10 protein-coding genes are annotated in these 13,431 nt (G+C 65.8%); 2 read left to right on the top strand and 8 right to left on the bottom strand.

Annotated features, from left to right (window positions below; all coding sequences use genetic code 11):
- From PNI01S_RS06270 to PNI01S_RS06250, 5 genes are all read right to left on the bottom strand, one after another.
- On the bottom strand, window positions 1-1,974 hold the full coding sequence (locus tag PNI01S_RS06270; protein WP_084357635.1) for a BCCT family transporter: 1,974 nt from the start codon (window positions 1,972-1,974) through the stop codon (window positions 1-3).
- Window positions 1,975-2,105: 131 nt separating this feature from the next.
- Window positions 2,106-2,639, bottom strand: coding sequence for a PqiC family protein (locus PNI01S_RS06265; RefSeq protein ID WP_024762435.1), 534 nt, complete (start codon window positions 2,637-2,639; stop codon window positions 2,106-2,108).
- 24 nt (window positions 2,640-2,663) lie between these two features.
- Window positions 2,664-4,304 (bottom strand): PqiB family protein, encoded by a 1,641-nt coding sequence (locus PNI01S_RS06260; protein ID WP_084357634.1) that lies wholly within the window; start codon window positions 4,302-4,304, stop codon window positions 2,664-2,666.
- On the bottom strand, window positions 4,285-4,920 hold the full coding sequence (locus PNI01S_RS06255; RefSeq protein ID WP_024762437.1) for a paraquat-inducible protein A: 636 nt from the start codon (window positions 4,918-4,920) through the stop codon (window positions 4,285-4,287). The genes PNI01S_RS06260 and PNI01S_RS06255 overlap by 20 nt, the downstream gene beginning before the upstream one ends.
- Window positions 4,917-5,513 carry a paraquat-inducible protein A gene (locus PNI01S_RS06250; protein ID WP_084357633.1) on the bottom strand — a complete coding sequence of 199 codons (597 nt, stop codon included), beginning with the start codon at window positions 5,511-5,513 and terminating at the stop codon, window positions 4,917-4,919. Before PNI01S_RS06250 ends, PNI01S_RS06255 begins: the two co-directional genes overlap by 4 nt.
- 249 nt (window positions 5,514-5,762) lie before the next feature.
- On the opposite strand from PNI01S_RS06250, the gene aspT reads away from it, so the two are divergent.
- Together aspT and PNI01S_RS06240 are read left to right on the top strand one after the other, a co-directional pair.
- Window positions 5,763-7,451, top strand: a complete 1,689-nt coding sequence (gene aspT, locus PNI01S_RS06245) for an aspartate-alanine antiporter (RefSeq protein WP_084357632.1) — start codon at window positions 5,763-5,765, stop codon at window positions 7,449-7,451.
- A gap of 63 nt (window positions 7,452-7,514) precedes the next feature.
- On the top strand, window positions 7,515-8,144 hold the full coding sequence (locus PNI01S_RS06240) for a hypothetical protein (protein WP_065084760.1): 630 nt from the start codon (window positions 7,515-7,517) through the stop codon (window positions 8,142-8,144).
- On the opposite strand, the gene PNI01S_RS06235 is transcribed toward PNI01S_RS06240, so the two are convergent.
- The 3 genes from PNI01S_RS06235 to PNI01S_RS06225 all read right to left on the bottom strand — a co-directional run bounded on the left by PNI01S_RS06235 (window position 8,117) and on the right by PNI01S_RS06225 (window position 13,429).
- The gene (locus PNI01S_RS06235; protein ID WP_084357631.1) at window positions 8,117-10,627 is read right to left on the bottom strand and encodes a fused MFS/spermidine synthase; all 2,511 of its coding nucleotides are present in this window, start codon (window positions 10,625-10,627) and stop codon (window positions 8,117-8,119) included. The two genes, PNI01S_RS06240 and PNI01S_RS06235, sit on opposite strands and share 28 nt — an antisense overlap.
- A 124-nt stretch (window positions 10,628-10,751) precedes the next feature.
- The gene (locus PNI01S_RS06230; protein ID WP_084357630.1) at window positions 10,752-12,326 is read right to left on the bottom strand and encodes an arylsulfatase; all 1,575 of its coding nucleotides are present in this window, start codon (window positions 12,324-12,326) and stop codon (window positions 10,752-10,754) included.
- A 107-nt stretch (window positions 12,327-12,433) separates the two neighbouring features.
- Window positions 12,434-13,429, bottom strand: a complete 996-nt coding sequence (locus PNI01S_RS06225) for an HAD family hydrolase (RefSeq protein WP_084357629.1) — start codon at window positions 13,427-13,429, stop codon at window positions 12,434-12,436.
- Between the last annotated feature and the right edge of the window lie 2 nt (window positions 13,430-13,431).

The raw sequence follows: 13,431 nt of genomic DNA, 5'->3' as shown, positions 1-13,431 counted from the left end.
TCAGCGCACGACATGGAGGTAATGCAGGTGCCGCTCGTACTGGTCGAGGATGTCGGAGATCACATCGTCGCGGTTCCACCCCATTACGTCGTAATCCTGCCCGCCTTCGCGCAGGTGAACCTCGGCGCGGAAGTACTTGCGCGCCTCGGTGCCCTCGTCCTCCTCCAGTAGAACGAAGCTGGGGCTGGTGAAGGCCCGCGGGCGGACTTCATAGAGGAAATGGCCCTCCCCCGGCTGCACCAGCTCCAGGGCCACGCGGCCATCCTCGCGCTCCAGCACCTGCACGTCATGGCCTTGCTTGCGCAACTCGGCGGCCACTTCCTCGCAAGCCGGCCGCACGACTTCGGCAATGAAGCGGGTCACGTGGGCGCGCCGGGGGCGCATGGCAATACTGCGCAGGCGCCGTTGCCAACCGCCTTCGTGGTGTGGCGCATGCCGCGGCGCAGGTAGCGACTGGTGGCGCAGGCCGCGCCGCGTGGCATCCAGGTGCAGCGCGCGGAACAGTCCCCAGATGGACGCCAGCAGGATCGCCGAGAATGGCAACGCACTGGCGATGGTCGCTGTCTGCAGGGCCTTCAGCCCGTTCGCCAGCAGCAATGCCACCGCCACCACGCCAATGCTCACCGACCAGAAAATGCGCTGCCACAACGGCGAGTGGGAGTGCCCCGAGGACGCGAGCATGTCCACCACCAGCGCCCCGGAGTCTGCCGAGGTGACGAAGAACACCACCACCATCAGCACCGCCACCATCGACACCACGCTGGATAGCGGGAAGTGCTCGAGGAAGGCGAACAGCGCCAGGGAACTGTCCTGATCAACAACCGCCGCCAGGGTGGTCACGCCCTCGTTGAGGATCATGTGGATCGCCGAATCGCCGAACACGGTCATCCACAGCAGGGTGAAGCCGGCCGGGACGAAGAGCACGCCGCAGACGAATTCGCGGATCGTCCGCCCGCGCGAGATGCGTGCGATGAACAGCCCCACGAACGGTGACCAGGACAGCCACCAGCCCCAGTACAGCAGGGTCCAGCCGCCAATCCAGTCGGTCGGCTCGTAGGCATAGAGGTTGAAGGTCTTGTTGACGATGTCCGAGAGGTAGGCACCGGTGTTCTGCACGTAGGTCTGCAGCAGGAACACGGTCGGGCCGAGCAGCAGCACGAACAGCATGAGGATCACCGCCAGCGCCAGGTTCAGCTCGGAAAGGATGCGGATGCCCCTGTCCAGGCCGCTGGCCACCGAGAGTGTCGCCAGGGCGCAGGTCGCGGCGATGAGGATGATCTGCACCGTCGCATTCACCGGCAGGCCGAACAGGTGGTGGAAGCCACTGTTGATCTGCAGCACGCCATAACCCAGTGAGGTGGCGACGCCGAACACCGTGCCGAGGATGGCGAAGATGTCCACTGCATGGCCGATCGGGCCGTAGATGCGCTCGCCGATCAGCGGATACAGCGCCGAGCGCAATGTCAGCGGCAGGCCCTTGCGGAAGCTGAAGTAGGCCAGGATCAGCCCGACGATGGCGTAGATCGCCCAGGCATGCAGGCCCCAGTGGAAGAAGGTGATCTTCATCGCTTCGCGAGCCGCGGTGACCGTGCCCGCCTCGCCTACCGGCGGGCTGGTGAAGTGCATCACCGGTTCGGCCACGCCGAAGAACATCAGGCCGATGCCCATGCCGGCGGAGAACAGCATGGCGAACCAGCTGCTGCTGCGATACTCGGGCTCGCTGTGATCGGGCCCGAGCTTGATGTCGCCGTAGCGACTGACCGCGAGGAACACCACGCTGATCAGGATCAGCGCCACCGCGAGGATGTAGAACCAGCTGGCGTTGGTGAAGATCCACTGCTGGATGTGTTCGAACTGCGTCTGGGCCTGGCTCTTGAAGAGCACGGCGTAGAGCACCAGCAGCAGGATCAGCGCCGCGCTGGTATAGAAGACCGGAGGGTTCAGGGTTGTCCTTGGCTTGCCGGATGAGCTCATCGGGAAGGTTTCTCCTGTGCAACGACATCGCGCGCACCAACCTGCAAGCCCCGGCGTGCGTGGCGGCACGCCGGTCCAAGGGTATCGCGTTCAGTACTCGTAAAGATTCGGTTGGCACCCTGCCCCGAACATCAAGGACAACGCGTGCCGCCGCTGGCGTTCGCTTGCGCCACCAGTTCGGCGAACTTGCGCACATTGGCCTGGTGCGCGACCACCAGCCCGTCCACGGTACCGTTGGCCGCCGTCTGCAGGCTGCTACGGCAGCTCAGCGGTTTGTTCGAGCCGGGCCGCTGCAGGCGCCAACGGGCATCGAGCAACGCGTACTGGCCCGGCACCGAATCGAAGCGCTGCACTTCCACGCGCAGCAATGCAGCGCCTGGCCCCGGAGCGCCGAGCTGGTCCTCCAGGGCATTGCGGAACTCGTCCACCAGGTTGGCGCCCCACCACTCGGTTTCCAGGATCGACAGCCCGCTGCCGCCCTGGCGGACGACAATCTGCGAGCGATCGACCTGCGGCGGCATCTCCACCCGTTCGACGCGTACCTGGCCGCTGGCGGGGCTGCCCGGCTGTGCGGGAACCAGCGTGTGGTAGTGGATCGGAGCGCTGCTGCAGCCCGACAACACGGGGAACAGTGCGGCCAGGAGCAGCATGGGCAGCTTCGGCATCTGAAGTCTCTCCTTGTACGCGAATCAGGGCCGCAGGTTGTCGGCGTTGGCGTTCTTCGGACGACCACGGATCAAGGATTCCGGGTGGCGACCGAGGTAGTCGGACAGGTCACGCAACGAGCGCGACATGCGGTCCAGCTCATCCAGGGTGTCGCTGAGCTTTTCCCGTTGCGGCGAGTTCTCGCCCAGCGCCGAGTTGGCCGTGGCGAGCGTGGTGCGCACCTCATCGAGCGTCCGGGTGACGCCCGGCAACGTCTGCGTATTGAACTGCTTGAGGCTGCCCTGCAACTCGCGCAGGTTGCCGTCGAGGTTGTTGGCGATGCGCTCCAGCGGCAGCTTGCCGATGCGGTCGACCACCGCCTGCAACTGTTCCTGGAGTTTCGCCAGGCTGCTGGGCACCGTCGGGATGCGCAGCGGCCGCGCGCTGGCATCGAAGGCCACCGGCTTGGCGTCGGGATAGAAGTCCAGCGAGATGTACAGCTGCCCGGTCAGCAGGTTGCCGCTGCGCGCCTGGGCACGCATGCCGTGCTCGACGAAGCTGCCGATCACGCGGGTGACGCCGCCCTGGTCGCCCACGCTGCTGTTGAAGACCTTGAGCATCTTCTGGTGCACGGGCCCCAGACGCTGCGGGTAGATCACCGCATCGACCACCACCGGGAAAATCTGCAGCTTCTCGTCGTAGTCCAGCTGGATGTTGGTGACCTTGCCGAACTCGACACCCATGAACTCCACGGGCGCGCCCACGCTCAGGCCGCGCATCGACTGGTCGAAGCGCAGGCGCAGGTACTGCGGCAGGCCGGTGGGCGGAGCCAGGGCATTGTCGCGGTCGACGTAGAGGTCGAAGGCTTCGTTGTCCTGGGCGGCGGCCGTTTCCTCGCTGCCCTCGGGCGTGCCGAAGGCCAGCCCGCCGACCAGCAGCGCGGACAGCGATTCGGTATTCACCTTCAGGCCGTTGGCGCTGACGTTGACGTCGACGCCACTGGCATTCCAGAACCTTGTGTTCTGGGTCACGAAAGCGTCGTTGGGCGACTCGATGAAGATGCCCAGGTCCACGCCCTTGCCATCGCTGCGCAAGGCGTAGGAAGTCACCTGGCCCACCGGAATCTTGCGGTAGTAGATGGGCGAGCCGATATCCAGCGAGCCCAGGTCGTCGGCGCGCAGGACGAAGCTCTTGCCCTTCTCCCCGTAGGTGATCGGCGGCGGCAGCTCCAGGCCGGTGAAGCGCTTCTTCGGCGCACTCGATTCACCGGCGTCGGCACCGATGAAATTGCCCGACAACAGCGTGTCGACGCCGGTCACGCCGCCAGCGCCGATGCGTGGCCGCACGACCCAGAATTTCGCCCCCTCGGTGGCGAAGGATTCGGCCTCCTTGTTCAGCTTGACGCTGGCGGTGACGCTCTTCTTGTCCTTGGCCAGCTCGACGCCTTCGACCTCGCCGATCACCACGCTGCGGTACTTCACCTGGGTCTTGTGCGCGACCAGGCCCTCCCCCGTGCGGAAGGAGATCTCGATGGTCGGCCCCTGCTCCATCCAGTTGCGCACGATGAGCGAAGCGCCCACCAGCAGCGCCACGATCGGCACGATCCAGACCAGCGATACATTCCAGCGCCGCGTGCGTACCTGCGGCTGTCCGGGGGCGGCGTGCTTAGGGGTGTCCTGCTCCATCGATCGGATCTCCGTCGTCCCAGATATGTCGTGGATCGAAACTCATGGCGGAAAGCATGGTGAGGACCACCACCATGCCGAAGAACAGGATGCCGGCGCGCGGCTCGATGGTGCCCAGTTCATGCATCTGCACCAGGGCCGCCACCAGTGCGACGACCATCACGTCGAGCATCGACCAGTAGCCGATCAGCTCGACGAAACGGTATAGCTGCGAACGCTGCCGGCGTGCCCAGTTGCTGCGGCGCTGGGCAGTCCAGAGCAGCAGCCCGAGGGAGAAGAACTTGATCGCCGGCACGCCGATACTGGCAATGAAGATGATCAGCGCGATGTCCCAGGCGCCGCTTTCCCAGAACTCCAGCACGCCGCCGCCGATGGTGCTGTCAATGCCCTGGCCGAGCATCTCGGTATGCATGACCGGCAACAGGTTGGCCGGCACGTAGAAGATCAGCGCCGCCACCAGGTACGCCCAGCCGCGGGTGATGGCATCGGCCTTGCGCGGGTGCAGGGGGGCACCACAGCGTTGGCAATGATGGCCGCCGCTGCGCGTATCGCAGGCGGCGCCGCAGCCGTGGCAAAGGCACAGGTTCAGCTGAGCGGCGAGCGGGGGCGTGTTCATACCCGCTCCCAGAGATCGCGGATGTCCTTGCCGGCGATGTAGATGATCAACACGCTCAGGGCGGCCATCGCCAGCAGGCCGATACCAGGTATCACATCGAGCAGTCCGGCCAGCTTGATCACCGCGACCATGGTGCCCAGCAGGCAGACCTCCAGCATGCTCCAGGGGCGCAACGACTCCAGCCAGCGCATGCACCCGGCGAAGGCCGGCGCGCGGCGCCCGGCCAGGGCGAAGCCGAGCACCCAGATCAGCAGCGTTACCTGCAGCGCCGGCGCGAGGATGATGGCCAGCGCTGTCACCAGTGCGATGAAGGTGATGGGGCCGCTGCTCAGGATCATCACCGCGTCCCACAACGTCGCCGAATTGCTCAGGCCCTGCATGCTGATGGTCATCACCGGGTAGCTGTTGGCGAAGGCCAGCAGCACCGCGCCGGTCAGCGCCAGCGCCAGGCGTTGCTGCACGGACATTGCGTTGTGCCGATGCAGTACCCCGCCGCAGCGCACGCACAGTGCACGCTGGTGTCGCTGCAGCGGCTGGCGTTCGTACACCGCATCGCAGTACTCACAGATGATCAGGTCGCTGGCTGCTGCCATGGGCGCTCTCGTGGTGAGCCGGCGCACGGCGCCGGCCAGGGAAATCGCTATCCACGACGAGAGCCTGGGCACAGGCTCTGGAGCGATCCGCATGAAGTCTGCACAAGACTAGTCGAGGTTTTTCGATGGTGGGGGTCGCGCGGCGAAAACGCACTAAAGAGAAAGTCGTTCCACACTCCGCTGCATAACGGCAGCTCGGCATTCACCGTCCATACTGCACGGACGCCACTTCGACAGGGAGCCGCGTCGATGCTCGATTTTTTCCTCCACGCCTTGCGCGCCAACCCCGAGATCGCAGTGTTCCTGGCGATCTCCCTGGGGGTTCTGCTGGGGCGGATACAGATCGGCAGCTTTCACCTGGGCTCGGTCGCCGGCGCGCTGCTGATGGGCCTGCTGATCGGGCAGATCGGCCTGGAAGTGCCCCATGAGCTGAAGTCGGTGTTCTTCGCGCTGTTCATCTATACCGTCGGTTTCAAGAGCGGCCCGGAGTTCTTCGGCAGCCTCAATCGCGGCACCCTGAAGCTGGTGGTGCTTTCCGTGGTGCTCTGCGCCACTGCCCTGGGCGTCATCCTCGGCCTGTATCACCTGTTCCACTTCGACGCCGGCTTCACCGCCGGCCTGGGCGCGGGAGCGCTGACCGACACGGCGATCATGGGCACCGCCAGCAGCGCCATTTCCCAGCTGGCCATCGACGATGCCGCCAAGAGCCAGCTCAACAGCCACATGGCGGTGGCCTACGCCATCACCTATCTGTTCGGCACCATCGGCCTGATCGTCTTCGTCGGCAGCATCGCGCCGAAGCTGCTGCGCGTCGACCTGCGCCAGAGCGCACGCGAGCTGGAGCGGGAGCTGGGCATCGAGCGCGAAGAGAACGCCATCAGCATTCCCTACACCCGCATCGTCGTCCGTGCCCATCGTGCCCAGTCGGCGGCAGCGATCGGCCAGCGCATCGCCGATGTCGAGGCGCGGCACGCCGCGCTGAGCGTGGAGCGGGTCATCCGTGGCGGTCAGATTCTCGAGCGCGACCCGCAATTGCGCCTGGAGAGCGGCGACATCCTCGGCGTCTACGCCCTGCGCGAAGCGGTGGCCGACCTCAACGACTGGATCGGCCCGGAAATCGACAACCCCGACAGCATGTCCTTCGCCACCCGCGATGCCGATATCGTCCTGACCTCGCCCCGGCTGGCCGGCAAGACAATCCACCAGATCAAGACGCTGCTGGTCGGCGCCGACCGAATGGGCTGCTACATCCGCTCCATCACCCGGCAAGGCCTGGAGCTGCCGCTGCTGCCCGACACCGTGCTACGCCGTGGCGACGTCATCACCCTGGTCGGCCGCACGGCCAGCGTCGAGGCACTGGCAGCGCAGATCGGCCGCATCCGGGCGAGCGACTACAAGAGCGATATCGCCATCCATACCCTGGGCATGGTCGTGGGGTCGCTGGTCGGCATGCTCTCCACCCACATCGGCATGATTCCGGTGGAGCTGGGTATCGGTGGCGGCATGCTGCTCGCCGGCCTGCTGATCGGCTGGTACAACTCGCGGCATCCCGAAGTGGGCGCCCTGCCCCCGGCCGCACAGTGGGCCTTCTCGGAGTTCGGGCTGACCGCCTTCGGCGCCGTGGTGGGGCTGCTGGCCGGCCCGGCCGCCATCGCCGCGATCCAGAGCCAGGGCGCGGCGCTGCTGCTCTCCGGCGCCCTGGTGACCATCATCCCGCCGCTGGTGACGCTCTACTTCGGCCGCTACGTCCTGGGGCTGCACCCGATGATCCTGTTCGGCGCCCTGGCCGGCGCGCAGACCGAAGCGGCCTCGATGAACAAGATCATCGAGCAGTCCGGCAGCAATACACCCGTCATTGGCTTCACGGTGTGCTACGCCATTTCCAACGTACTGCTGGCGGTGTGCGGTCCGATCATCGTCGCCGTCACGGCGGGCTGAGCCCGCCATCGATTCACCGGCTGCGTTGCGCTGTCGTCGGCCGGCTTCCCCAAGGAGGTCGAAATGCTGAAGTTCATCCGCACCACCATCGCCGGTGGCCTGCTGTTCATCCTGCCGCTGGTGCTGCTCTTCATTCTGATCGAAAAGGCCATTCACCTGCTCACTCCACCGGTGCAGAAGATCCTGCCACTATTCACCGGCTTCACCGCCTGGGGTGTCACCTCGGTAACGCTGGCCTGCATCGTTCTGCTCCTGTTGCTGTGCTTTCTCGCCGGGTTGCTGGCAAGGACCCGCGCCGCGGCGGCCTCGCTGCGCACGCTGGAAGACCGGTTGCTGAGCAACTTGCCGGGTTACCAGTTGCTCAAGGACGCCACGGCGCGCTTCGCCGGAATGGACGAAGTGGAAGGCGCCAAGGTCGGCCTGGTGGGGGAGGACGTCGGGTTTCGTTTCGCGCTGATCCTGGAAACTCGGGACGACTGGCTGCTGGTCTACCTGCCCGATGGCGGCCCTGCCGGTGGCACCGCCGGGGAAGTGCGGATGGTGCCGGCCGGCTCGGTGCGTGTCACCGACATTCCCTGGCTGCCCCTACTAGCTTGCCTGCGCCGTGGTGGCCGAGGCGCGCTGGAACTGGCGGCACGGCACATGAACCCGGCTGAGCCTGACGCTCAAGGCGAGCCCAGGAACCATCGGTAATAGGGATTGTCGCCGTCATCGATCGCCACCTGCCGCGCATCCCGTGCCCAGGCCTGGCGGTCGCCCCGGTACGCGTGCAGGCTCAGATCGTAGAAGCGCCGCAGCCGGGCCCAGTAATCGTCGACTGACGCGCGGACCGATGGCACGGCGTTCTCCAGTGGCGGTGCCGTGCGCAGGGCCAGCAGCGTTGGCAGCACACGGGCGATTTCCTTGGAACGTACCCACGGCGCATATTCGATTCGCGGCTGGTCGTCGGTGACCGGCAACGCATCGCCGGCATAGCGCTCAAGGCCCGCGCGGTCGGTCACCCAGGTGGCCAGCAGCGCTTCGACCGAATCGATCCCCACCTCTCCCAGCGCAGCGGCCACATCGGGCTGTTCGAAGCGTTGGCGGATGGTCGTCACGTCCAGATGCAGAGGCTGCTGCGAGCCCACCAGGAGCATTTCATGGAACTCGGTCGTCCAGAGCGTGGCATTGGGGAAGACATCGATGAAGCTGCGCACCAGCGAGCGGCTTTCCTCATCGTTCTGCGTCGGCAGCGGCAACCACTGGGCGACTATGCCGTCCTCCTCCAGCCGCGACGCCGCCAGCTCATAGAAGTCCCGCGAATACAGGTTGACCACCCCGGCAGCCGAGGGCGGTGGCGGTTCGAGCGTGATCATGTCGTAGCGTTCGGCGCTGCGCAGCAGCTCACGCCGACCATCGCGCAGGCGGATATCCAGGCGCGGGTCGTGGATCGCGTCGAAGTTGCCCTTGAAGCGCGGGGCGGCGGCCAGTACCTCGGGCAGCAACTCGGCCACCACCGGGTGCTGCAGGTCGCGATAACGCAGCATCGCGCCTGCGGTAATGCCCGTGCCGAAACCGATGACCAACGCAGAACGCGGCTCGCCGTTATGGATCAGTAGCGGCAACAGCGCTTGCAGTCGCATGTAGCGCAGCGACGGCATGGCATCGCCGGTGTTGGAAACGCCCTGGATGTAGAGACGGCTGAAGCGGTTGTCGCCCCGGCCCTGCTCGATCACCGCCACCGTGCCGCCGCGGCCCTCGGCATAGAAGCTGATCTGACCGTTGCGCGTCCCCGGCATCAGCTGCGCCAGATGCTGCGCTGGCGTCACTGCGCCGATGGCCAGTGTCAGGACCGCGACCATGGCGACGCCAATGCGCGGGACCTTGCCCACGCCCTCCCCCCGCCAGACTGCCAGCAGGCCGATGAGCGCAGCCAAAGCTCCGAGGACCGCCAGGGTACGCACCAGGCCGATCCCCGGCACCAGGACGAACCCCGTCAGCATCACGCCGACGATGCCGCCCAGGGTATTGAGCGCCACCACCATGCCCACATCGCGCCCCACGTGCTGCTGGTCCACCGCCAAGCGCAGGGCGATGGGGAACGCCGCCCCCAGCAGGGTGGTCGGCAGGAACACCACGCACAGCGCGGCCACGGCGAAGCGCGCGCACATGCCCGCCAGTTCGCTGCCACCGGCCTGCAGCACCAGCCATTCTGCGCGGGTCTGCAGGCCGACCAGCCAGGTACCCAGCCCGGCGACCTGCAGGATGGCCAGCAACCCGGCCGCCGCGATGAGCAGGCCGAACAGGCCCCAGGGGTCGCGAAGGCGGTCCGCGCGCCGGGCATACAGGGCGCTGCCCAGCACCAGGCCGCAAAGATAGGTGGCCAGCACCACGGCGAAGGCAAAGGTACGGGTGCTCATGAACTGGACGATGGATTGCGTCCAGACCACCTCGTAACCCAGCGCGACGCCACCCGCCACGCAGTAAAGGGCGATGGCCAGGCGCGCCGCCTTGCCGCGCGGAGCGGCCAGCGATTCACCTGCGATCACTGGCGTGGCGGGCTCGCGCCGCAGCGTCAGCGCGCCTGCGGCAGCGATCAGATTGAACACGGCTGCCGCAAAGGCGCTCGCCAACACGCCAAGCATCGGCAGGAAGACGAACGCCGCCATCAGCGTGCCGGCGATGGCGCCGGCGGTATTGGCGGCGTACAAACTGCCGCCCGCGCGGCCCATCTGCCCATCGGCGGGCTCCACGGCGCGCACCAGCACCGGCAGCGTGCCGCCCATGAAGAATGCCGGCACGCCCACCAGCACCAACGGCAGCGCCCAGGCCAGGATGCCGAAGGCTTCCTCCAGAAACGCGAAGGCGCTGGCGGCATTGGCCAGCGCCACGGTAGACGCGACGGCCAGCAGCGCCACCAGGACCTCCAGCGCTGCATAGAGACGCAAAGGCCGCGCCAGCCGATCGGCGAGCCGCCCGAAAGCCAGTCCTCCCAGCGCCAGGCCGGCGAAGAAGGCGCTGATCGCCGTGGTCACGGCGTACACCTCCACACCGACCACCAGCGACAACTGCTTCACCCACAGCACCTGGAACACCAGCGCCGCACCGCCGGAAGCAAACAGCAGCAGAGCCGGCATCCACATGGCCAGCCGGCGCGGAACCCCAATGGCGGCCTGTCTGGCGGGGCGAGCATTCATGGTCGACGAACTGGCAGGTGACGGCATCGGGACAACCTTGTCGAACAGAAGAATCCCCGCGACAGCTGTGCTGTCGCGGGGATTGAGGTGGGCAATGCCGGAGCGCTGCCCAATGCGTGGATCACTACTTGCTGCCCTGCTTCATCTTCGCGTCGATCTTCGCGTCCACATCCTTGCGAATCTGATCGATGCTGAAGCTGGCCGGGCGCTGGCTCGGCGGGTAGTCGACGAAGGTCTGGAGGAACTTCGCCGCCTTCTGCGTGCCCTGGAACAGCAGGTAGTCGTTCTTGGTCAGCCAGTCGTAGTACTGGTCCGATACCACGTCCGCCCGCTCGTAGGGGTCCATGCGCAGGTTGAACAGCTTGGGCACCCGCAGGCAGGTGAACGGCTCGCTCCAGACCTTCAGCCCGCCCGGTGCGCGTTGTTCGCACCAGACGATCTTCCAGTCCTCGAAGCGCATGCCCACCAGCTCGGCATCGTCGTTGAAGTAGTAGAACTCCTTGCGCGCACCCTTGTCGGTCTTGCCGGTCAGGTAGTCCAGCTGGTTGTAGCCGTCGAGGTGCACCTTGAAGTTCTTGCCCCCAATATCGGCGCCCTTGAGCAGGCGGTCCTTGATGTCGGTGTCACCGATGGCGGCCAGCAGCGTCGGGAACCAGTCCAGCCCGGAGAACATCTGGGTGGAAACGCTGCCCGGCTTGACGTGGTTCGGCCAGCGGATCATCGCTGGCACACGGTAGGCACCTTCCCAGTTGGAGTTCTTCTCGTTGCGGAACGGGGTCGTCGCCGCGTCCGGCCAGGACCACTGGTTCGGCCCGTTGTCGGTGGTGTAGATGACGATGGTGTTGTCGGCGATCTTCAGGTCATCCACCGCCTTGAGCAGTTTGCCGACGTCGCCGTCGTGCTCGATCATGCCATCGGCGTAATCGTTGCCTGCCATACCGCTCTGGCCCTTCATCGAATCACGCACGTGGGTGAAGGCATGCATGCGCGTGGTATTCATCCAGACGAAGAACGGCTTGTCCGCCTTCACCTGCTTGTCCATGAAGTTGATCGCAGCCTGGGTGGTGTCATCGTCGATGGTTTCCATGCGCTTGCTGTTCAGCGCACCGGTATCCTCGATCTTGCCGTCGGCAGTAGCCTTGAGTACGCCACGGGGCGTCGCGGCCTTGGTGAAGGCCTCGTCATCCTTGGGCCAGTACGGGCGCTCGGGCTCTTCCTCGGCGTTGAGGTGGTAGAGGTTGCCGAAGAACTCGTCGAAGCCATGCTTGGTAGGTAGGTATTCGTCGCGGTCGCCCAGGTGGTTCTTGCCGAACTGGCCGGTGGCATAGCCGTGGGCCTTGAGCGCCTGGGCGATGGTGACATCGCGGTCCTGCAGCCCCACCGGCACCCCCGGCATGCCAACCTTCGACAGCCCGGTACGCAGGATCGTCTGCCCGGTGATGAAAGTCGAACGCCCCGCGGTGCAGCTGTTCTCCGCATAGTAGTCGGTGAACATCATGCCTTCCTTGGCGATGCGATCGATGTTCGGCGTCTGGTAGCCGACCACGCCGAACGAATAGGCGCTGATATTGGTCTGGCCGATATCGTCGCCGAAGATCACCAGGATGTTCGGCTTGTCAGCAGCGCTGGCAACCGTGCACCCCACTATCGCGGTCGCCGCGAGGGCGAACTGCGATAACCATCTTCCCGTGCGCTTCATTGTTGTCTCTCCATTCCAGTTACTCATCGTTTGCCACGACTGCGTCACTGGAGATACCGACTGCTCGACTGGAGATCCCCATGCCCCTGCGGTTTCACTTGTTGGTCTTACTGATCAAACGGGTAGATCCGCTTCCACTCCTTTGCCATGTCCACTACCACCCAGTCCTTGCTCTTCGCCTCATCGAGCGCCTTGTCCAGGCGCCCGACCTTGCTCTCCCGGTCATAGGCCCACTCCCGCCGGGCATCGGTGTGGTGCACCAGGCCGGCAAAGCGTAGACCCTTGCCGGCGGTCGTCCACTGCAGCATCTGCAGGTCGCCGTCGGAGTTGCCGAAGGCCAGGATCGGCCGGCGGCCGATGATGCTGTCGATGCTCTCCGGCTTGCCGGGGCCGTCGTCGTTGTGCACCAGCTTGGGCAGGCGCTGGATCGACAACTTGCCGTCGCGGTCCTCGAAGCGGCTGCCCAGGGTGGTGCCGATCACCTGCTCCGGCGCAATGCCGTAGACCTCTTCGGCGAAGGCGCGCATGAACGCCACTTCGCCACCGGAGACGATGTAGGTCTTGAAGCCGTTGGCCCGCAGGTAGCCCAGCAGCTCCAGCATCGGCTGGAACACCATCTCGGTGTAGGGCCGCTGGCTGCGCGGGTGCTTGGCGCTGGCGAGCCAGCGGCGGGCGTTGGCGATGAAATCTTCGGTGCTCATCCCCGAATGGGTGGCGGCGACTATCTCCAGGATGCCGTTCATGCCGCTGGCGGCGAGGGTCTTCTGGTCGCCCTCGAGCACCGCCTTGAACGGCTGCTTCTGCTTCCACTCCGGATGCTGCGGCGCCTGCCGCTTCACCTCGTCCAGGGCGAAGAGCACCTGGAAGTACATCGGCTGCTCGCTCCACAGCGTACCGTCGTTATCGAACACGGCGATGCGCTCGGCCGGCGGCACGAAGTCCTTGCCGCCCTCGTGGGTCACGGCCTCGACGAATTCGATGATCGCCTGCCGCGAGGGTCCTTCGTTCCACGATGGCAACTCGTCCGCCGCCTGAACCAGCAGCGGCAGGCAGAGCAGCAGGAGCATCCAGCGGGCAATCGGTCGCGCAAGGTACGAAGGCATGT

The organism is Pseudomonas nitroreducens NBRC 12694 (genome assembly GCF_002091755.1).
In the GTDB taxonomy this organism is placed as follows: Bacteria; Pseudomonadota; Gammaproteobacteria; order Pseudomonadales; family Pseudomonadaceae; genus Pseudomonas; species Pseudomonas nitroreducens.
The sequence above is the reverse complement of the archived record's forward strand: the minus strand, read 5'-3'. Positions and strand labels throughout refer to the sequence as shown.